The 20,950-nt window shown below is 61.6% G+C and carries 19 protein-coding genes; 11 read left to right on the top strand and 8 right to left on the bottom strand.

The features are described 5' to 3' along the window. Positions 1 to 7: 7 nt before the first annotated feature. On the bottom strand, positions 8 to 1,114 hold the full coding sequence (locus tag BG455_RS05275) for a UDP-3-O-(3-hydroxymyristoyl)glucosamine N-acyltransferase (RefSeq protein ID WP_071469139.1): 1,107 nt from the start codon (positions 1,112 to 1,114) through the stop codon (positions 8 to 10). A 121-nt stretch (positions 1,115 to 1,235) separates the two neighbouring features. Between BG455_RS05275 and BG455_RS05270 the strand changes: the two genes are divergently transcribed. The 5 genes from BG455_RS05270 (at position 1,236) to rnr (ending at position 6,260) form a co-directional block, all read left to right on the top strand. Next, positions 1,236 to 1,931, top strand: a complete 696-nt coding sequence (locus BG455_RS05270) for an SGNH/GDSL hydrolase family protein (RefSeq protein ID WP_071468916.1) — start codon at positions 1,236 to 1,238, stop codon at positions 1,929 to 1,931. A 26-nt stretch (positions 1,932 to 1,957) separates the two neighbouring features. Further along, on the top strand, positions 1,958 to 2,320 hold the full coding sequence (locus BG455_RS05265; RefSeq protein ID WP_071468915.1) for a hypothetical protein: 363 nt from the start codon (positions 1,958 to 1,960) through the stop codon (positions 2,318 to 2,320). Next, positions 2,313 to 3,461 carry a succinyl-diaminopimelate desuccinylase gene (gene dapE / locus BG455_RS05260; RefSeq protein WP_071468914.1) on the top strand — a complete coding sequence of 383 codons (1,149 nt, stop codon included), beginning with the start codon at positions 2,313 to 2,315 and terminating at the stop codon, positions 3,459 to 3,461. Before BG455_RS05265 ends, dapE begins: the two co-directional genes overlap by 8 nt. Then, a complete protein-coding gene (locus BG455_RS05255) occupies positions 3,458 to 3,880 on the top strand; it encodes a GNAT family N-acetyltransferase (RefSeq protein WP_071468913.1) in 423 nt (140 codons plus the stop codon). Before dapE ends, BG455_RS05255 begins: the two co-directional genes overlap by 4 nt. A gap of 136 nt (positions 3,881 to 4,016) precedes the next feature. Then, on the top strand, positions 4,017 to 6,260 hold the full coding sequence (gene rnr, locus BG455_RS05250) for a ribonuclease R (RefSeq protein ID WP_071468912.1): 2,244 nt from the start codon (positions 4,017 to 4,019) through the stop codon (positions 6,258 to 6,260). Positions 6,261 to 6,365: 105 nt separating this feature from the next. Here the strand turns inward: rnr and BG455_RS05245 are convergent, their stop codons facing one another. The 6 genes from BG455_RS05245 to mnmA all read right to left on the bottom strand — a co-directional run bounded on the left by BG455_RS05245 (position 6,366) and on the right by mnmA (position 12,484). Then, positions 6,366 to 7,037: an orotate phosphoribosyltransferase gene (locus BG455_RS05245; protein ID WP_071468911.1), complete on the bottom strand. Its 672-nt coding sequence runs from the start codon at positions 7,035 to 7,037 to the stop codon at positions 6,366 to 6,368. Between the two features lie 12 nt (positions 7,038 to 7,049). Then, positions 7,050 to 8,084: a dihydroorotase gene (pyrC, locus tag BG455_RS05240; RefSeq protein WP_071468910.1), complete on the bottom strand. Its 1,035-nt coding sequence runs from the start codon at positions 8,082 to 8,084 to the stop codon at positions 7,050 to 7,052. Between the two features lie 49 nt (positions 8,085 to 8,133). After that, a complete protein-coding gene (locus BG455_RS05235) occupies positions 8,134 to 9,069 on the bottom strand; it encodes a hypothetical protein (protein ID WP_071468909.1) in 936 nt (311 codons plus the stop codon). Between the two features lie 379 nt (positions 9,070 to 9,448). Next, positions 9,449 to 10,291 (bottom strand): 16S rRNA (adenine(1518)-N(6)/adenine(1519)-N(6))-dimethyltransferase RsmA, encoded by an 843-nt coding sequence (gene rsmA / locus BG455_RS05230; protein WP_071468908.1) that lies wholly within the window; start codon positions 10,289 to 10,291, stop codon positions 9,449 to 9,451. Beyond that, entirely contained in the window at positions 10,288 to 11,253 is a 966-nt protein-coding gene (gene pdxA / locus BG455_RS05225) for a 4-hydroxythreonine-4-phosphate dehydrogenase PdxA (RefSeq protein ID WP_071469138.1), read from the bottom strand. Before pdxA ends, rsmA begins: the two co-directional genes overlap by 4 nt. A gap of 91 nt (positions 11,254 to 11,344) precedes the next feature. After that, complete coding sequence (gene mnmA / locus BG455_RS05220) at positions 11,345 to 12,484, bottom strand: tRNA 2-thiouridine(34) synthase MnmA (RefSeq protein ID WP_071468907.1); 1,140 nt, start codon at positions 12,482 to 12,484, stop codon at positions 11,345 to 11,347. Positions 12,485 to 12,628: 144 nt separating this feature from the next. Here mnmA and sciP point away from each other — a divergent pair, with 144 nt between their 5' ends. The 6 genes from sciP (at position 12,629) to gluQRS (ending at position 20,556) form a co-directional block, all read left to right on the top strand. After that, positions 12,629 to 12,907 (top strand): CtrA inhibitor SciP, encoded by a 279-nt coding sequence (gene sciP, locus BG455_RS05215; RefSeq protein ID WP_071468906.1) that lies wholly within the window; start codon positions 12,629 to 12,631, stop codon positions 12,905 to 12,907. An 89-nt stretch (positions 12,908 to 12,996) separates the two neighbouring features. Beyond that, a complete protein-coding gene (ctrA, locus tag BG455_RS05210; RefSeq protein ID WP_071468905.1) occupies positions 12,997 to 13,713 on the top strand; it encodes a response regulator transcription factor CtrA in 717 nt (238 codons plus the stop codon). A 151-nt stretch (positions 13,714 to 13,864) separates the two neighbouring features. Continuing rightward, a complete protein-coding gene (gene ligA / locus BG455_RS05205) occupies positions 13,865 to 15,940 on the top strand; it encodes an NAD-dependent DNA ligase LigA (protein ID WP_084386141.1) in 2,076 nt (691 codons plus the stop codon). A 1-nt stretch (position 15,941) separates the two neighbouring features. Next, positions 15,942 to 18,032 (top strand): ATP-dependent DNA helicase RecG, encoded by a 2,091-nt coding sequence (gene recG, locus BG455_RS05200; protein ID WP_071468904.1) that lies wholly within the window; start codon positions 15,942 to 15,944, stop codon positions 18,030 to 18,032. 333 nt (positions 18,033 to 18,365) lie between these two features. Continuing rightward, positions 18,366 to 19,718, top strand: a complete 1,353-nt coding sequence (gene trmFO / locus BG455_RS05195) for a methylenetetrahydrofolate--tRNA-(uracil(54)-C(5))-methyltransferase (FADH(2)-oxidizing) TrmFO (RefSeq protein ID WP_071468903.1) — start codon at positions 18,366 to 18,368, stop codon at positions 19,716 to 19,718. Continuing rightward, the gene (gluQRS, locus tag BG455_RS05190; protein WP_245735481.1) at positions 19,672 to 20,556 is read left to right on the top strand and encodes a tRNA glutamyl-Q(34) synthetase GluQRS; all 885 of its coding nucleotides are present in this window, start codon (positions 19,672 to 19,674) and stop codon (positions 20,554 to 20,556) included. Before trmFO ends, gluQRS begins: the two co-directional genes overlap by 47 nt. Here gluQRS and hisI read toward each other — a convergent pair. After that, positions 20,540 to 20,908: a phosphoribosyl-AMP cyclohydrolase gene (gene hisI / locus BG455_RS05185; RefSeq protein ID WP_071468902.1), complete on the bottom strand. Its 369-nt coding sequence runs from the start codon at positions 20,906 to 20,908 to the stop codon at positions 20,540 to 20,542. The two genes, gluQRS and hisI, sit on opposite strands and share 17 nt — an antisense overlap. Positions 20,909 to 20,950: the final 42 nt, after the last annotated feature.

Genomic DNA, 20,950 nt, shown 5'->3' with positions numbered 1-20,950 from the left:
GCAAGTGTTATTCCTGCCTGCTTTTGTCGGTTTTTTCCGGCCCGAAGACAGCCGCTTGCAAACCCGCCACCTGCGCTGCCAGACGCGGCAAGCGCCGCAGCACTTTGCGGATTTCCAACTGGGTTTCCAGTTTGGTGGCCGGATCACCCAGCATGGTGCGGCCTGCGGGCACATTGGTGAACACACGGCTGGCCCCGCCAATGATCACATCGTCACCAATGAAAATATTGTCATTCACCGCGACCTTGCCAGCCAGAAGCACGCGGTTGCCGATCCGCGCCGATCCTGCAACGCCTGCCATGCCGCACATCATGCAATCCTCGCCCATCTGCACATTATGCCCGATCTGGCAGACAGAATCGATCTTGGTGCCCGATCCGATAACCGTGTCGCGGATTGTGCCACGGTCGATCGAGGAATTGGCCCCGAGTTCCACATCATCGCCAATCTGGACCGCGCCCAGTGACTGGATGCGGTGCCATTTCTGCTGCCGGACCAGACGCTCGCCCGAGAGTGAGGCGCGCACATCCTCGGCGCCCGACGGCTCTGGCGTGACAAAGCTGAAGCCGCACCCGCCGATCACGCTGTTGGGCTGGCCGATATAGCGCGCGCCAATGCGGCAGCGTGCGCCAATGCGCGCGCCTGCGTGCAAGATCACATCTGCGCCAATCTCGACATCTTCAGCCACAGTGACATTGGCCGCAATACGCGCATTCGGCCCGATTTTCGTGCGCGCGCCAATGCTGGTGAAGGGGCCAATCTGCGCGCCCGCGCCAATTTCGGCGCTGGGGTGAATATAGCTTTGCGGGTGAATGCCAGTGCCAAAGTCATAGCCCGGGTCCAGTATCTCGCTGATGCCAGCCATCGCCCAGCGGGGGCGGGGCGCGAAAATCGCGGCTTTCAGCCCCATATCGCGCCAATCCGCGCCGGCCCATAGCATAGCGGCCTGTGCGCGCCCCGCCGCCAGCCCTGCCGCGTATTTGGGGTTCATCGCCATGGCCAGCGCATCTGGCCCTGCCTGTGCGGGTTCTGCGGCATGGGTGATCGTCAACTCCAGCGCGCCTTCGGCTTGCAGCCCAAGGGCCTGCGCGATCTGTGCGATGGTATGGGGCATTGCGTCATCCGCCTTTGGGTTTGGTATATATGCAGCTTTATCGAAAGCGGCGCGCGCCGACCAGCCCCCAACGCCCCGTGTCGGGGCGTGACACGCGCGCGCAATCGCGCAATCATGGGCCATGTTTCAGCAGCTTGCCCCTTTTGCCCTTGCGCCGGTCTATGCCGCCCAGCTTGTGGCGCTTGTCTTGCGCGCCGAACGTCTGCCAGAGGCAGCAGGGCCGCGCAGCGGCGTTGCGGGGCAGGGCGCGCGGCTGCGATTGCTGGTGTTGGGCGATTCCTCCGGTGCGGGTGTGGGCGTGGCACATCAGGATGATGCACTCATTGGCCAGATGCTGCACCATCTTGCGCCACATGCCCGGGTTGAGTGGCAGGTTATCGCGCGTTCTGGTGCCACAACCCATGCTGCGCGGTCCATGTTGCGCGGGGCCGGACAGTTTGACGTGGCGGTGTTGGCGCTGGGGGTCAATGACGTGCTGCGCCAGACCCGCGCGGCGCGCTTTGCACAGGCGCAGGCCGCTTTGATGCGCGATTTGCGCCAGACGCATGGGGCAGGCCGGATTCTGGCCTCTGCCGTGCCGCCCTTGGGGGCGTTTCCGGCATTCCCCCAACCGCTGCGCGCCTATCTGGGCCGACGGGCCACAAAACTGGACAGCGTCTTGCGCGAGGTTTGTGCAACTGCGGGCGCGCAGCATGTGCCCTTTGATCTGACGCCTGACATAAACCTGCTGGCGCGTGACGGGTTTCACCCCGGCGCGCCCCTTTATGCGCATTGGGGCGCGCGGATGGCGGGGCTTGCCTTGCGCGCGCTTTCCTGACAGGGAAAAACCGAAAGGACACGATCATGCCCAAGCCCCCCAAAGACCCCGCAAAACCCGAAAAACGCCCGCAACAGGTCTATACCCTTGTGGTCGAACTTGGCCGCAGCCTTGACGATGATCTGCCCAAAGGGGCAACAGGCGCGGGGCTGCTGCTATATGCCACGGGTGTGGACGAGGCAGAAGCCGTGCGCGAGGCGGTGGCCGTTCTCAAGACCGCAGGTGTCGCGCCGCTGGATGTGACCAGCTACGGCACATTGGATGAGCGGCTGGAAGCAGGCGATCATATTCCCGATGAGGAACGCGAGTTGATGGGCCGCGCACTGAGCGAGAATGCGGTGATCGTGGCGCAGAAAACCTATTTCACGGATGAGGCCGAGAATGACTGACCCCATCTGCCCTGTCGCCCTGACGGCAGAGCTGATCCGCTGCCCTTCGATAACCCCCGAAGAAGGCGGCGCGCTGGTTTTGCTGCAAGATGTGCTGACACATGCGGGATTCGCCTGCACGCGGGTAGACCGCAACGGCACGCCCAACCTGTTCGCGCGTTGGGGCGCGCAGGGCCACCCCAAGACATTCGGCTTCAACGGCCATACCGATGTCGTGCCACTGGGCCACCCCGCTGACTGGACGCGCGCCCCCTTTGGCGGCGAACAGGCAGAGGGGCGCATCTGGGGGCGCGGGGCCTGTGACATGAAATCGGGTGTTGCGGCTTTTGCTGCCGCCGCTGTTGATTTTGTGCGCGACACACCCCCCGATGGGGCTGTCATTCTGGCCATAACCGGCGATGAAGAAGGGCCGGGCCATGATGGCACCATCGCCATTCTGGACTGGATGGCCGCGCAGGGCGAAGCAATGGCCGCCTGCATTGTGGGAGAGCCGACCTGCCCCGAACAGATGGGCGATATGATCAAGATCGGGCGGCGCGGGTCCATGACTGTGCATGTCACAGCCAAGGGCAAGCAGGGCCATGCCGCCTATCCGCACCGCGCGCGCAACCCTTTGCCCGCGCTTGTGGCCTATCTCGACACGCTGGCGCGGTTTGAACTGGATCAGGGAAGCGCGCATTTTGACCCCTCGACCCTTGCGCTGACCACGATTGACGTGGGCAACCCCGCGTCAAATGTCATTCCCGCAACCGCACGGGCCACGCTGAACATCCGGTTCAACGATTTGCATTCAGGGGCATCACTGTCGGACCGGCTGCGCGCAGAGGCAGATAAAATCAGCAAAGACAGCGGGATAGAGCTTGATCTTGAAGTTCACATCTCGGGCGAGAGTTTCCTGACCCCCCCGGGGCCACTGTCGGAACTGGTGTCGCGCGCGGTCGCGGCGGAATGCGGCATCACCCCGCGCCTGTCCACCTCGGGGGGCACGTCGGATGCGCGGTTTGTCAAAGATCATTGCCCCGTTGTGGAATTCGGGCTGGTGGGGTCGTCCATGCATCAGGTGGATGAATTTGCAGAAATCGCACAAATACATCAGCTTAAGGCGGTTTATTCGCGTGTTCTGCAGGATTACTTCGCATGAGCCTTGACGTTGCCCTGACCACCGATATGGCCACCTGCCACGCGCTGCGCCGTGTTGTTTTCATTGAAGAACAGAATGTCCCAGAGGTGGAAGAGGTTGATGGCCGCGATGGTGACGCGCTGCACATTCTGGCGCGGCTGGACGGGCAGGCAGTAGGGTGCGCGCGTATCCTGATTGCGGGCGAGACGGGCAAGATCGGGCGGGTCTGCGTGCTGCGGGATTTGCGCGGGCAGGGCATTGGCATCGCGCTGATCAACGCCGCACTTGCGGCGTTGCGCAATGTCGACGGTGTGACGCGCGCGAAACTGGGCGCGCAGACCCATGCCATCGGGTTTTACGAGGCATTGGGCTTTGTCGCCGAAGGGCCGGAATATCTGGATGCAGGCATTGCGCATAGGGATATGGCGCGCGCCCTGTAAGAATGGGCGGTGACGGGGCGCGGGTGCCGTGGTAATGCGTCACCATGACATGCATTTTTTCCGGCTTGCGCCCGCACCTTCCTGAAGATCAAGCACCCATTCGGGCCAAGCGCCTGACCTGCACAAGGGCGTTCATGTGAAACAGCTACCTTCCATCGCCGAAATTCGTCAGTGGCTTGCCGACAATCCCGGGTCCACGCGGCGCGATATCGCCAAGGCTTTTGGCATCAAGGGCGGCGCAAAGATCGACCTGAAAGCAATGCTGCGCGAGTTGGAAGCCGATGGCACACTTGCCCCGCGTCACCGCAGCATCCGCGGGGGCAGTGGGCTGCCCCCTGTCACTGTGCTGGAAATTCTGGCCCCCGATGCCGAAGGCGATCTGTTCGCGCGCCCTGTCGAGTGGCGCGGCGATGGGGTGGCCCCTGTAATTCTGTTCCTGACGCAAACGGGCGATCCCGCACTTGGGCAGGGCGACCGCGTTCTGGCCAAGCTGGAGGCCATTCGCGGCCCCGATTACGACTATCAGGCGCGTCTGATCCGCAAACTGGGCGCGAACCCCAGCCGCATTCTTGGCATTTTCCGCAAAGAGGCGCAGGGCGGGCGGATCGTGCCCATCGACAAGGGCGCGGACAGGTTCTGGAGTGTGACCGACACAGGCGGCGCGCTGGATGGCGAGTTGGTCCATGCAGAACCCCTGACAAAGGGGCGCTTTGGCCCCACCCGCGCGAAAGTGGTGGAACGGCTGGGTGATCCGACAGCCCCCAAAGCAGTGTCGCTGATCGCCATTCACCAGCACGGCATCCGCGATGCCTTTCCCGATGATGTGGTGGCCGAAGCCGACAAGGCCGGGCCAGTGCAAGAGAAAGGCCGCCGCGATTTGCGCGCGCTGCCTCTGATGACGATCGACCCGTGGGACGCGCGCGACCATGACGACGCGATTCTGGCCGAGGCCGATACCGACCCCGAAAATGCGGGCGGCTATATCCTATGGGTGGCGATTGCCGATGTGGCCGCCTATGTGCGCCCCAACTCGGAACTGGACCGAGAGGCGCGCAGGCGCGGCAATTCCACCTATTTTCCCGACCGCGTGGTACCGATGCTGCCTGATATCCTGTCGGGGGATCTGTGTTCGCTGCATGAAGGGGTGGACCGGCCCTGCATCGCGCTGCGCATGGTGATTGACGCGCAAGGCAACAAGCGCGCGCATGAATTTTTCCGCGCCATGATGTGTTCGGTGGCATCCCTGACCTATGAACAGGCGCAGGCCGCTGATGAAGGGCAACTGGATGAGGCGACAGCCCCGCTGGCCGGGCAACTGGCCGATCTGTTCGGCGCCTACCGCGCGCTGACACTTGCGCGAAAGCGCCGCCAACCGCTGGATCTGGACCTGCCAGAGCGCCAGATCATCCTGTCCGAAGAAGGGCGCGTCACCTCTGTCGCGTTCAAGGAACGGTTCGACGCCCATAGGCTGGTTGAGGAATTCATGGTGCTGGCCAATGTCGCGGCCGCCGAGACGCTGCGCGAAAAAGGGTCTGCGCTGCTTTACCGCGTGCATGAAGAACCCAGCCCCGAGAAGATGGAAGCCTTGCGCGAACTGGCACGAGAGGCGGGCTTCAATCTGGCCAAGGGGCAAGTGCTGATGACGCGGCATTTCAACCAGCTTCTGGCGCAGGCCGAAGGCACCGAATTTGACGAGCTGATGAATATGGCCACGCTGCGGTCGATGACGCAGGCCTATTATGCGCCGCAAAATTTCGGGCATTTCGGGCTGGCTTTGCGCGAATACGCGCATTTCACCTCGCCCATCCGGCGCTATGCTGATCTGATCGTGCATCGCGGCCTGATATCGGCGCATAAATGGGGTGATGACGGGCTTAGCCCTTGGGATATCGAGAATCTGGAAGAAACCGGCAAGCAGATATCAGAGGCCGAGCGTCGCTCTATGGCGGCAGAACGCGACACGGCCGACCGGTATCTGGCCGCCTATCTGGCCGACCGTGTGGGGGCGGAATTCACCGGGCGCATCTCTGGTGTGGCGCGGTTCGGGGTGTTTGTGAAGCTTGATGAAACCGGCGCGGACGGTCTGGTTCCGATCCGCGCGATTGGTGATGAGTATTTCCGCCACGACCCAGAGGCGCAGACCTTGGAGGGCGAAAAGACCGGCTTTCACATCGGGCTGGGCCAGCGCGTCAAGGTCAAGCTGGCCGAGGCCGAGCCTGTCACCGGCGGTCTGGCGCTGGAACTGCTGGAGGTCGAGGGAGAGGCCCCCGCCAGAAGCGGGGGACGGCGTGGGCGCAAGGGGCCAGTGCGGCGCGCAGCGTCCAAAGGGGCGGCAGCCACCGCCAAGGCCAAGAAGAAGCTGAAACGCAAGCGCGGCTAGCGCTTGCGTAATCGCGGGAGTCTTTGAACCTTCATGGGGTTGGTTGGGCCGCGTGTGGCACGCCCCCAACTGCTTCGCACAAGGTAAGGGGGGGTGAGACGGCGTTTAAGCCGTGCTGCCCCATCCCCTTGGCGCGCGCAAGAAAGCCTCGACCGCGTCCAGCGTGGCTGTGTCGAAATCCGCGCCGCGCCGCGCTTCGGCCAGAACATCCCACCATGTGCACAGGTAATGCAACTTGACACCATGTTCAGCCAGACGCGGTTCAGTCTCGGGGAAGATGCCGTAATAGAAAATCACGGCAGTATGCCCGCAAGAGGCACCCGTCTCGCGGATGGCATCGACGAAACTCAGTTTCGATCCGCCATCGGTGGTCAGGTCTTCGACCAGCAACACGCGCTGCCCCTCGCTCATCGCGCCCTCGATGCGGGCATTGCGCCCGTAGCCTTTGGGCTTTTTGCGCACATAGGTCATGGGCAGGGCCATGCGTTCGGCCACAAGGGCGGCAAAGGGAATGCCCGCTGTCTCGCCGCCTGCGATATTGTCAAACGCCTCAAAGCCCGCATCTTCCATCACGCGGCAGGTCAGGAAATCCATCAGCGTGCTACGGATGCGTGGAAAGCTGATAAGCTTGCGGCAATCAATATAGGTGGGCGCTTTGAGGCCAGAGGCGAAGGTGAACGGCTCTGTCGCGTTAAAATGCACCGCCTTTATATCCAGCAGCATCCGCGCGGTCAGGCGGGCCACTGTGGCGCGGTCGGGGTAAGAGGTGGGGATCATCTTGGGCCTTTCTCAGAGCACGCGCCAGTAAAGCGGGAAGCCGGGGTCGAACACAGTCACAGGGCCTGCGCCTGTCTCAATCTTGGCAGGATAAATCACGGGGGTGTCAGTCTTTTCAAGCGTCAATGTGCCCTCGTTCACAGGCAAGCGGTAGAAGCCGGGGCCGTTGCGCGAGGCAAAACCTTCCAGCTTGTCCAGCGCGCCTGCGTCGTCGAATACCTGCGCCAGAATGGACATGGTGTTGGTGGCCGTGAAGCAGCCCGCACAGCCACAGGCGGATTCCTTGGCGTCATCAGTATGTGGCGCGCTGTCCGTGCCCAGAAAAAACCGCGCGTCGCCCGAGGTCGCGGCGGAAAGCAGCGCTTGGCGGTGGGTTTCGCGCTTGGCCACAGGCAGGCAATAATAATGCGGCTTGATTCCCCCAACAAGGATATGGTTACGGTTGATAACCAGATGATGGGTGGTGATTGTCGCGCCCAGATTTTCTGGCTGGCTGTGCACATAGGCGACAGCATCCGCCGTGGTGATATGTTCCATCACAACGCGCAGGGCAGGGGTGCGGCGGCGGATCGGGTCCAGCACGCGGTCAATGAACACTGCTTCTCGGTCGAAAATATCAATCTCGGGGTCGGTTACTTCGCCGTGGCATAGCAGTGGAATGCCCGCCTCTGCCATCGCCTCGAATACAGGGCGCATGCGGTCGAAGTCGCGCACCCCAGAGGCAGAATTCGTGGTGGCACCGGCAGGATACAGTTTCACAGCGGTGATAATGCCTTGGGCATGGGCCGCGACCAGATCGGCGGGGTCGGTCGCCTCGGTCAGGTAAAGTGTCATCAGCGGTGTGAACCCCGCACCTGTCACCGCGCGAATCCGGCCATGATAGGCGGCGGCATCCGCCCCTGTCACAACAGGGGGCACAAGGTTCGGCATGATGATGGCGCGGGCAAAATGGCGCGCAGATTCAGGCGCAATACCGGCCAGCATCGCGCCATCGCGCAGGTGCAGGTGCCAGTCATCGGGGCGGGGGATGGTCAGGGTTTGGGTCATGCGCGATGATTACAAGAGAATCACGCCCCAGTTCCAGATGTAATCGGATTTATAGCGTTTGGTCCGGCAGATCATCCGCGGCCAGGTCTGCCTCCATAAGATCGGCATTGTCCTTGACCAAGGCATGGGCGTGCTGCGCGGCGATCATGGCCAGCATCGGGTGGTCTGTCCGCGCGACCCGCTTGAGCAGGTCTTTCAAATACACAGCATCCTTGCGGCGCTGGCGCATCATATCGGCAAAGCGCGGGGCAGACAGCCTGCCACGCATTGCGGCCTCGATCAGGGTGTTCAGCACCCCCATCCGGTCCAGCGCGGCGGCGGTATCATGGCCCAGCGCGGGCGTTCTGAGCATGGTGACACTGGGGCGGCGGAACAGGGTTGCATGCATCGCATCCAGCGGGACGCTTGGATCATAGACAATAAAGGCCGTGCGCGCACCGTCCAGCATGGCAGGCGCAAAGCCGAACCGGCTGCGGAAATCAAGGCTGCGCTGGCTGCGAAAGCGCGGCTCCCAAGGTGCGATTTCAGGGTCAAGTGTTGCCTGCGGGCCGATTGCAAGAACAGTCGCGCCCGGTGCGGCAAGGCTGAAAGTGCAGGCGGCATAGCCATGCGGCCCCGCGCCGAAAAACAGCACGCGGCGGAAACTGTCGAAAAAGCTTTCATCGATCTGTGCATCGAAGAAATCCAGCACCTCGCAATCGCGGTAAAACCGCGCCTTGCGGGCAAGGATCACAAGGCAAGACCACCCGTGGCGCAAGGCAATCTGGACCGCGCGCGGGCGCTGCGACGGAAAATCCGCGCGGATGCTCTCGACACTCTCGAAACAGACCAGCAGCGTGTCATTTCCATCCAGAAAGAACGCGGCATGTTCGGCACCCAGCGGGGTAAACGCGCCCACCTCATCGCCGATTTCATCCAGCCGTGCCAGCCATTCGGCCTCTGTTCCCGCAGTTGCCAAATCTATTTCTTCAAAATATTGCTTCATTCCCTGCCAGCCTTGTCGAAAAAAGGTTCCGGTCCGAACAGTGACAACACCCTAACCAAGTCTTATCTTCTGACAAGCACAGCACGCATTCAAATTAAGCATCTTTCACCAAGATGTCGCCTTTGGGGCCTTGGGCGTTTCCGTATCGGCTGCAATGCCATCTGTCTGGCGGGATTGTCAAAAACTCTACAGGAAGGATGGATTTTTGATCCAGATCAAGGACGCGTGATCGAAATCATTTTAATTTGAATCATCTTTTCAAGCCAAATTTATCCGGGCTTGAGCAGATTTTCCTCCCTGTACCGCCGATGCGGGTACCGACTGTGCCACCTCGGGACGCCCGAGGTGGCTTTTTCATGGCCAGCACATCCGGATGGCGTCAGACCGCGCGCCCCTCCAGCAACCGCGCCAGGTGGCACCAGGCTTCCAGCCCGATTTCCTCGGCGCGCGCAGTGGGGGGAATGCCTGCGGCGACCAGCAGCTCTTCAATCCGGGGGTGCAGCCCGCGCAATGCCGCGCGCAGCATTTTTCGGCGCTGGTTGAAACCGGCAGCAACAACGCGCTCCAATATCGCCGCTTTGGCAGGGAAGCGAGGCTCTGCCAATCGCGTGATATGCACAACCGCAGAGCTGACTTTGGGCGCGGGCGTAAAGGCTTCGGGCGGCAGGGTCAGGACAATGCGCGCATCCGCGCGCCATTGCACCATCAGCGCCAAGCGCCCATAGGCCTTGCTGCCCGGACGCGCGACAATACGCTCGGCCACTTCGCGCTGGAACATCAGCGTCAGGCTGTCCCAGAACGGGGGCCAGTCCTTGGGCGTCATCCAGCGGATCAGAAGTTCTGTTCCCACATTATAGGGCAGGTTCGACACTATCTTGACGGGCGGGGTCAGATGCGCCAGCGCGTCCACCTCCAGCGCATCCCCCTCGATCACCAGCAGCCTGCCCGGATAGGCGGCCGCGATTTCCGCCAGAGGGGCCATGCAGCGCGCATCTTTTTCAATCGCCAGCACGCGCCGCGCGCCTTCGGCCAGCAAACCGCGGGTCAATCCGCCTGGACCGGGGCCAACCTCCAGCACATCCGCGCCAGACAAATCTCCCGCCGCGCGCGCAATCCGTGCTGTCAGGTTCAGATCCAGCAGGAAATTCTGCCCAAAACTTTTCTTTGCGCGCAGGTCGTGATCGCGGATCACGTCGCGCAGCGGGGGCAGGGTGTCGATCATTGCCGCCGCCCCGCCATATCCTGCGCCATCTTCACTGCCGCTATCAGAGAGGACGCATCCGCCACCCCCTTGCCTGCAATATCATAGGCCGTGCCATGATCGGGCGATGTGCGGATAAAAGGCAGGCCCAGCGTCACATTCACCCCATGGGCAAAATCAATCGTCTTGATCGGGATCAATGCCTGATCATGATACATGCAGATCGCCGCATCATAGCGCGCCCGTGCTGCGGGATGAAACATCGTATCCGCAGGCAAGGGGCCGGACAGGGCCATGCCCTCGGCCCGCAAACGGTCCAGAACAGGCGCAATGACTGTGGCGTCCTCATGCCCCATCAGCCCGCCTTCGCCTGCATGGGGGTTCAGCCCCGCCACGGCCAGTCGCGGCGCGGCAATGCCGAAATCACGGATCAGGGCGGCATGGGTGATGCGCAAAGTCTCTTCCAGCAAGGGCTGTGTCAGACTGCGCGCCACATCCTGCAGCGGCATATGTATCGTCACAGGCACAACCCGCAAGGCGTCACAGGCCAGCATCATGACAACGCGGTCTACCCCTGCCAGATCGGCCAGAAACTCGGTATGGCCGGGAAAGGCAAACCCCGCCCCCGATTTCAGCGCGGCCTTGTTGATCGGGCAGGTCACAACACCCGCTGCCGCACCCGATTGCACCAGGGCCACCGCCCGCGCGATCACCTCGATCACGGCGCTTGCATTCAACGGGTCGGGCAAGCCGGCAATTGCGGGCGCGGGAAAGGCATGGCGCATCACCGGCAAATGGCCCTGCGCAACGCGCCCCGCCTCTTGCGGTGTTGAAATCACCTCCCAGCGTGCCCCGTCAGGCAAATGCTCCGGGTCCCCCAGCCAGATGACTCCCCCTCGCGCCCCCAGCGCGCGATGCGCCTTCAGCGCGATCTCGGGGCCTATCCCGGAGGGATCGCCACAGGTCATGATCAAGGGTTTCATCTGCACACACCGCCCCAACATTTTCTTGCCCCAAATACTCCGGGGGGTGAATTGGCCGCAAGGCCAAGAGGGGGGCAGCGCCCCCCTTTCTTCAACGCCCTTTCCAGATCCAGCCGCCGCCAAAGACGCGGCTGCTGTCGGGTGCGTAGAACACACAGGCCTGTCCGGGGCTGATGCCTTCTTCCGGCGTCAGCAATTCAACCTCTGCTTCTGTCGCCGATAGGGGGCGCAGGATCGCAGGCGCAGGCGGGCGGGTCGAGCGCAGCTTGACTTCCAGTTCCCATTCGCTCTGGTCGGTGAAGGGGATATCGCCCAGCCAGTTGATCTCGCGCACCGGCACTGTGCGCGTGGCCAGTGCCGCTTTTGGCCCCACAACCACATGACGGGCAACAGGGTCCAGCCGCACCACATATAACGGGTCCGCCAGCCCACCGATCCCCAAACCCTTGCGCTGGCCGATCGTGTAATGGATCACCCCGCGATGCGTGCCCAGAACCCGGCCTTGCAGATCGACAATCTCGCCGGGGTCGGCCGCACCGGGGCGCAATTTCTCGATCACGCCTGCATAATTTCCATCCGGCACAAAGCAGATATCCTGACTGTCGGGCTTGTCCGCCACGCTTAATCCGTGCCGTGCGGCCAGCGCGCGGGTTTCGGCCTTGGTTTGCAGATGGCCCAGCGGAAAGCGCAGATAGTCCAGCTGCGCGCGCGTGGTCGAGAACAGAAAATAACTCTGGTCGCGCACGGGGTCGGCGGCGCGGTGCAGCTCTGCCCCATGCAGGCCCATCTTGCGCTGGATGTAATGGCCCGTCGCCATGCAATCGGCCCCCAGATCCTTTGCCGTTTCCAGCAGGTCGCGGAATTTCACCCGCTCGTTGCAGCGGATGCAGGGCACAGGCGTCGCACCCGCCAGATAGGCATCGGCGAATTCATCAATGACTGATTCGCGGAAATGCGATTCGTAATCCAGCACATAATGCGCAAAGCCCATTTCCTCGGCCACACGGCGCGCATCATGAATGTCGCGCCCGGCGCAGCAGGCCCCTTTCTTTGCCAAAGCGGCGCCGTGGTCATAGAGCTGCAAGGTCACGCCCACCACGTCATACCCCTCGCGCGCAAGTTCCGCGGCCACAACAGAACTGTCCACGCCCCCCGACATGGCAACGACAACGCGCGTTTCGGCGACAGGTTTCGGCAGGCCCAGCGAATTGAGGGGCGGGTCATAGGGCATGTGACGATCTCCATTGAATGGATCAAAATATAAGAAAATCCTCACTATTCTCAAGGGCCAGATGCGATTTCAATCAACCGGGAATTAATCAGATGCGGTGATTCTGTCTTCATCCATTGGGTAAGGGTGAAGAAGGACTGTAATATGTATATCAAACGTGTTGATGGGCCGCGCGCTGTAACCTTGAAAGATGGCTCGATTCTCAGTCTGGCGGATCTTCCGCCAGCCGATACGCGGCGCTGGGTCGCCAGCCGCAAGGCCATTGTCATCAGGGCTGTCGAATCGGGGCTTCTGACAAGAAAAGCCGCGTTGGAACGCTATGATCTGTCGGAGGAAGAGTTCGATTTCTGGCAAAATGCTGTCACAGACCACGGAATCGACGCGCTGAAGGTGACTGCATTGCAGAAATATAGACACTCATAGGTTGATCACATATCGTATTCCTGTCCGGTAACGGAGAGTTAACGTTTTTGCGAGAAAGTTCAGGGTAGCACCTTCAAAGGAGAATCCAGATGCGTGTCTTGCTTGTTGAAGATGACCCGACCACCTCTCGCAGCATCGAGATGATGCTGACGCATTCCGATTTCAATGTATATTCCACCGATCTTGGTGAAGATGCGATCGAATTGAGCAAGTTGTATGATTACGATCTGATCCTGCTGGATCTGAACCTGCCCGATATGGAAGGGCTGGATGTGTTGCGCCAGATACGGCTGGCGCGTATCGACACCCCCATCCTTATTCTGACGGGTGATTGTGACACAAACACCAAGCTGCGCGGATTTGGGGGCGGGGCGGATGATTACCTGACCAAGCCATTCCACCGCGAAGAACTGGTGGCGCGTATTCACGCCATCATCCGCCGCAGCAAGGGGCATGCGCAATCTGTTATCCGCACAGGCAAGATTGCCGTCAATCTGGATGCCAAAACCGTGGATGTGGCAGGGCAGACCGTGCATCTGACCGGCAAGGAATACCAGATGCTTGAATTGCTTAGCCTGCGCAAAGGCACGACCCTGACCAAAGAGATGTTTTTGAACCACCTTTATGGGGGGATGGATGAACCGGAATTGAAAATTATCGATGTGTTCATCTGCAAGCTGCGCAAAAAACTGACCGAAGCGACAGAGGGCGAAAATTATATCGATACTGTCTGGGGGCGGGGGTATGTGCTGCGCGATCCTGCGATCGGGTCGGATTACGCCGCGCAGGATGCAATATCGGCGTGACGCGTCCGCCTTGCCTTTGGGCTGGACCTGACCGCCTTGCAGACCTATCACATGGCGGCAAGGGGTGAATGGCAGGGGCAAGGCAGTGACACACGGCACTGGTTCGGATGAAACAGCACACACGCATCCGGTAGAGGAACTTGACGAAGCAATGGCACGGGCCGAACTGGCGCGGCTAGGCGAGGCGATTGCGCGGGCAGATCGCGCCTATCATACCGATGACGCACCGATCATGTCGGATGCGCAATATGATGCGCTGCGCCGCCGCAATGCCGAGATTGAGGCGCGCTTTCCCGCGCTGATGCGCGATGACAGCCCAAGCCTGACCATTGGCGCGGCCCCTGCCGAAGGCTTTGGCAAAATCCGCCATGCCCGCCGGATGCTGTCATTGGCCAATGCCTTTGACGATACCGATGCCGAGGATTTTGTTGCCGGTATCCGGCGTTTTCTGGGCCTGCCCGACACGGCCCCGCTGCGCTTTACGGTCGAGCCTAAGATCGACGGGTTGTCACTGTCATTGCGCTATGAAAACGGCACCCTGCGCCATGCGGCCACGCGCGGCGATGGCGAAACCGGCGAGGATGTCACCGCAAACGCGCGTACGATCCGCGATATTCCGCAGCAGTTGACCAATGCGCCCGATATTCTCGAAGTCCGCGGCGAAGTGTATATGTCGCATGCGGATTTCGCAGACCTTAACACACGGCAGGCGGCCATCGGGGGCAAGACTTTTGCCAATCCGCGCAATGCCGCCGCCGGCTCCTTGCGCCAGCTGGACCCGATGATTACCCGTGCCCGCCCCCTGCGCTTTTTCGCCTATGCCTGGGGCGAGCTGTCACAGCCGCTGGCCGAGACGCAAAGTGACGCAATTCACCGGCTGGCGCGCCTGGACTTTGTCACCAACCCTTTGTTCCGGCTGTGTGAAACGCTGGACCAGATGCTTGCCCAATACGCCCTGATCGCACAGCAGCGCGCCAATCTGGGCTATGACATTGATGGCGTGGTCTACAAGCTGGATGATCTGGCCTTGCAAGACCGCCTTGGCCTGCGCTCGACCACGCCGCGCTGGGCGATTGCACATAAATTCCCGGCCGAACTGGCATGGACCGAAGTGTTGGGCATCGACATTCAGGTGGGGCGCACCGGCGCGCTTAGCCCCGTTGCGCGGCTGAAACCTGTGACGGTTGGCGGGGTCGTGGTGTCAAACGCCACGCTGCATAATGAAGACTATATTGCAGGGCGCGATTCAAAAGGGCAGCCCATTCGGGACGGGCGCGACATTCGCATCGGCGACTGGGTCGAGGTGTACCGCGCAGGCGACGTGATCCCGAAAATCCGCGATATTGACCCTGCACGCAGACTGGAAGATGCGCAGCCCTACCGCTTTCCCGAAACCTGCCCCGAATGCAACAGCCCCGCCATCCGCGAACCCGGCGATTCGGTGCGCCGGTGCAGCGGCGGGCTTATCTGCCCTGCGCAAGCGGTCGAGCGGTTGAAGCATTTTGTCAGCCGCGCGGCTTTTGATATTGAAGGTTTGGGCGCAAAACAGGTCGAGGCATTCTGGCGCGATGGCTGGATCAAAACCCCGCAAGACATCTTCACTCTGAAGGACCGCTTCGGGCCGGGCCAGCCACGCCAGTTGAAAAACCGCGAAGGCTGGGGCGAGAAATCGGCGCTGAACCTGTTTGACGCGATTGACGACAAACGCCGCATCCCCCTTGCGCGGCTGATCTTCGCGCTGGGCATCCGCCATGTGGGCGAGACATCGGCAGGGATGCTGGCGGCCCATTACGGCACATGGCAGGATTTCCGCCATGCGATGCAAGCTGCATCCGATGCGCAAAGCCCCGCCCATGCCGATCTGATCTCGATAGATGGTGTCGGCCCTGTCATGGCCAATTCGCTTCTGACCAGCTTTCAGGCAGAGGCAGAGGAGATTGACGCGCTTGCCGCCTGTCTGGAGGTTATTGCGGCACAGGCACGCGCCTCTGACAGCCCTGTGGCAGGCAAAACCGTCGTCTTCACCGGCACGCTGGAGCGGATGACCCGCGCCGAGGCGAAAGCCCGCGCCGAGGCGCTGGGCGCCAAGGTTGCAGGATCTGTCTCTGCCAAAACCGATATTCTGGTGGCCGGTCCGGGGGCAGGCAGCAAAGCCAAGAAAGCCGCTGATCTGGGGGTTGAGGTGATTGACGAAGATGCGTGGCTTGCCCTGATCGGGGCCGCCTGACATGGCGGGGCGGCCCGAAACTCTGTTTCCGCTGTTTGCAGGGCTGGAAACGCTAGAGGGGGTTGGGCCGAAAACGGCCAAGAGTTTCAGTGCCTTGCATATCGAAACACCGCGCGATCTGATCTTTCATCTGCCCCATAACCTGATCGACCGCACCCGCCGCGACAGTTTGCGCGGGCTGGAATTTCCGGCCACGGCCACGGTCGAGGTGACAATCGGCGCGCACCACCCGCCGCGCAATCGTGGGCGGCCCTACCGTGTGCATGTGCAAGATGCGCTGGGCGAGTTCCAGTTGGTGTTCTTCCATGCGCGCGGCGATTATCTGCAAAAGCTGCTGCCAACGGGGCAAAGGCGGCTTGTCTCTGGCAAGGTCGAGTTGTTCGACGGGATTGCCCAGATGGTGCATCCTGACCATATTCTGCGCCCCGATGAAGGGGGCGATCTGCCGCAGGCCGAAGCGGTCTATGCGCTTTGTGCCGGTGTCAGCGCGAAGCTTATGGCCAAGGCAGTTGCGGGCGCGCTGACCCGTGTGCCGGTACTGGCAGAATGGATCGATCCCGCCTTGAAGGCCCGCGAAGGCTGGCCGGACTGGCACACAGCCATCGCCACGGCGCATCAGCCCGCGCAATTGCGCGATCTGGCCGCGTCACACCCCGCGCGCATGCGGCTGGCCTATGACGAATTTCTGGCCCACCAACTGACCCTTGCACTAGCCCGCGCGCGCCAGCGCCGCAAACCCGGCCGGGCCAGTGCTGGCACAGGGGTGTTACAAGCCAAGGTTCTGGCTGCGCTGGACTATGCCCCGACAGGCGCGCAGCGCCGCGCCATTGCCGAGATTGCTGCCGATATGGCTGCCGAGAGTCGCATGAACCGGCTGTTGCAGGGCGATGTCGGCGCGGGCAAAACACTTGTGGCACTGATGGCGCTTCTTGTCGCGGTCGAGGCGGGCGGGCAGGGCGTGATGATGGCCCCGACCGAGATTCTGGCGCGCCAGCATATGGAAAGCCTTGCCCCGCTTGCGCAGGCGGCAGGCATTTCGCTGGCCTTGCTGACAGGGCGCGACAAGGGGGCAGAACGCGCCGCCAAACTGGCCGCATTGGCCGAGGGGCGTTTGCAGATTGTCGTCGGCACCCATGCGGTATTTCAAAAAGGCGTGGAGTTTTGCGACCTGCGCCTTGCCGTGGTCGATGAACAGCACCGTTTTGGCGTGGCGCAACGCGCGGCACTTGCCGCCAAGGGCGATGGCGCGGATGTGCTGGTCATGACGGCCACGCCCATTCCCCGCTCGCTCGCGCTGGCGCAATATGGGGATATGGATGTCTCGGTGCTGGATGAAAAACCACCCGGCCGCAAACCTGTGCAAACCGCGCTTGTTTCGACCGCGCGGATGGATGAAGTGGTGGCACATCTGCACAGCGCCATGGCCGAGGGGCGGCAGGCCTATTGGGTCTGCCCGCTGGTTGAAGAATCCGAGGTCAGCACCCTGACTGCCGCGCATGCGCGATTCGAGCATTTGTGCGCCACATTGGGCGAAGGGGTTGTGGGGTTGGTGCATGGCCAGCTCCCCCCTGCCGAGAAAGACGCGGCCATGGCGCGGTTTGTGGCGGGGGACACCAAATTGCTGGTGGCGACCACGGTTATTGAAGTGGGGGTGAATGTGCCCAATGCCTCGATCATGGTGATCGAGCGGGCCGAGAGTTTCGGGCTGGCGCAGTTGCACCAGTTGCGCGGGCGCGTGGGCCGCGGGGCCGCGGCCTCGACCTGTTTGCTGATGTATGAACCCCCGTTGGGCGAGACAGCATCGCGGCGGCTGAAACTGCTGCGCGACACGGAAGACGGGTTTCGCATTGCCGAAGAAGACATGGCCATTCGCGGCGCGGGCGATCTGATTGGCACAGCGCAATCGGGGCTGCCGCGCTTTCGTGTAGGCGATATGGAAACTCAGGCCGGATTGATGGCCATCGCCCAAAGCGACGCGCGCACCCTGCTGCATACCGACCCCGACCTGACCAGCGCCCGCGGGCAGGCGGCGCGCGTTCTGCTATGGCTGATGGAACAGGACAAAGCCATTCGCTACCTCTCTGTTGGATAGGTTCCTAAAATGTTCTTGACCGATTCGGGATAATATGAGAACAAAGTAGCAACACTTGATGGAGGATGGCATGAACCGCAAATCAAACCCCGCTTTCTGGCAAGATCTTGCAGGCGCGCTGGCGCTTGGTGTTCTGGTTTTTGCCACGCTGCATCTGCCGCTGTTTACCTGACTGCCTGTGGGTCAGACTGCCGCTTACACTGCCTCGCTCTGACTTCTGACCCAGCCTGCCGCCGCCATGCCCGCCCGCATGTGCGGCGGTTTTTTTTATGCATCTTATTTGCCAAAGCGGTGCGCACTGGCTATCTGGGCCATAACAGAACAGGTGGTGACATGAGCAAGACACTTCACATCGTTGGCGGCGGCATGGCCGGGTCCGAAGCGGCATGGCAGGCGGCCCATATGGGCGTTCAGGTGGTGCTGCATGAAATGCGCCCCACCCAAGGCACTTTCGCGCACCAGACCGAGTATCTGGCGGAAATGGTCTGTTCCAACTCCTTCCGCTCTGATGATGATGAACAAAATGCGGTGGGCCTGCTGCATTGGGAAATGCGCGCGGCGGGTGGCATTATCATGGATATGGCAGACCGTCATTCCCTGCCCGCAGGCGGCGCGCTGGCAGTGGACCGCGATGCATTTGCCAAAGCGGTAACCGAAAAACTGCTGGCCCATCCCAATATCCGGCTGGAACGCGGCGAGATCAACACATTGCCCGATGACGGGCACTGGATCATTGCGACTGGGCCGCTAACCTCGGATGCGCTGGGGCAGGCGATTGCTGCGCAAACCGGCCGCGATGCGCTGGCCTTTTTTGACGCGATTGCGCCTATCGTCTATTTCGACTCGGTCGATATGTCGAAAGCATGGTTCCAGTCGCGCTATGACAAGGGCGAGACAGAGGAAGAGCGTAAAGCCTATCTGAACTGCCCCATGACCCGCGACCAATACGAGGCATTCATCGACGCGCTTCTGGCCGCCGACAAAACCGAGTTCCACGAGGGCGAGACGGCGGGCTATTTCGACGGTTGCCTGCCGATCGAGGTGATGGCCGAACGCGGGCGCGAAACCCTGCGCCATGGCCCGATGAAGCCTGTGGGCCTGACCAATGCCAATGCGCCCGATGTCAAACCCTATGCTGTGGTTCAGTTGCGCCGCGACAATGCGCTTGGCACGCTTTACAATATCGTGGGCTTTCAGACAAAAATGAAATACGGCGCGCAAACGGCTGTTTTCAAAACTATTCCCGGGCTTGAGAATGCCTCATTCGCGCGCCTTGGCGGCATTCACCGAAACACTTTTCTGAATTCGCCCACGCTGCTGGATGACCAGCTTCGCCTGCGCTCCAAACCCAATATCCGCTTTGCAGGGCAGATTACGGGGGTAGAGGGGTATGTCGAATCCGCGGCCATGGGCCTGCTTGCAGGGCGGCTGGCGGCTGCTGAACTGCTGGGCCTCTCCGCGCCCCCGCCACCGCGCGAAACGGCACTTGGTGCTTTGGTGCATCACATCACCGGCGGGGCAGAAGCGAAAACCTTTCAGCCGATGAATGTGAATTTCGGCCTCTTCCCCCCCATTGATGCCAAAGGCGGGCGGCGCGGGCGGCGCGACCGCTACAAAGCCTATACCGACCGCGCCAAGGATGCTTTCACCGAATGGCTGGGCCATGCAGGGCGCGATGCCGCCTGAGGGGCGCATCACCCGCTTCGCGCCCTCGCCAACCGGCCCTTTGCATCTGGGACATGCCTATGCGGCATTGATTGCGGCGCAGCGCGCGGGCGCAGGGCAGTTCCTTTTGCGGATCGAAGATATCGACCAATCCCGCTGCCGCGCGGACTATGAAGCGCAGATTTATGACGATCTGCGCTGGCTTGGTCTGACATGGCCCATGCCTGTCATGCGCCAATCCACCCGCGCGCCGGCCTATCGCGCAGCCCTTGCGCGTCTGGCCGGGCTTGGCGTTTTGTACCCCTGCGCCTGTAGCCGCGCCGATATTCGCGCCGCCCTCAGCGCGCCGCAGGAAAGCGCGCCGGTGCATGGGCCGGACGGGCTGGTTTATCCCGGCACATGCCGCGCGCGCCCAATGGCGCAAGCGCAGCCCGATGACGCGCTGCGCCTGAACCTGCGCGCAGCACTTGCGCGGGTTCCAGCGCTGTCTTTCCATGAGGCAGGGCCGTTGCACGCCCCTTTGCAACCCTTAAACCCCGACTGGATGCTCGAACATGTCGGCGATGTCGTCTTGTCGCGCCGCGATATGGGCACCAGCTACCATTTGTCGGTCGTGGTGGATGATGCCGCACAAGGCATCAGCGAAGTCACGCGCGGCGATGACCTGTTCGAGGCAAGCTTCATCCATATTCTACTTCAAGCGCTGCTCGAACTTCCACAGCCAAGCTATTATCATCACAAGCTTATCCGCGATAGCGAAGGCAAGCGCCTTGCCAAGCGCGACGATGCCCGCGCCATCGCGCAATTCCGATCCGACGGCGCCACCCCGCAGGATATCCGCCTTATGCTGGGTCTATAAGCGGGGCCATCAATTCCACTTCCGCGCCCTCGCGCACGGCCGTATAGAAACAGCTTTGCCGCAGCGTGTGACAGGCAGGCCCGGATTGCGCGACCACCACCAGCACGCAATCGCGGTCGCAATCGAACCGGAAATCGACCAGCTTCTGCACATGGCCAGAGCTTTCGCCCTTGACCCAGAACGCCTGCCGCGAGCGTGACCAGTATGTTACGCGTCCGGTTTCCAATGTCTGGCGCACGGCATCGGCATTCATCCATGCCATCATCAGAATCTGGCCGCTCTCATGATCCTGCGCAATTGCAGGGATCAGACCTTTTTCATCATATCGGAGGGTTTGCGGATCGAAATTCATGGGCTATGTCCCTAAATAAGCAGTGCCGCTCATACCGCACCC

This window comes from Roseinatronobacter thiooxidans (assembly GCF_001870675.1).
GTDB lineage: Bacteria > Pseudomonadota > Alphaproteobacteria > Rhodobacterales > Rhodobacteraceae > Roseinatronobacter > Roseinatronobacter thiooxidans.
This window is presented reverse-complemented; position numbering and strand designations above follow the sequence as displayed.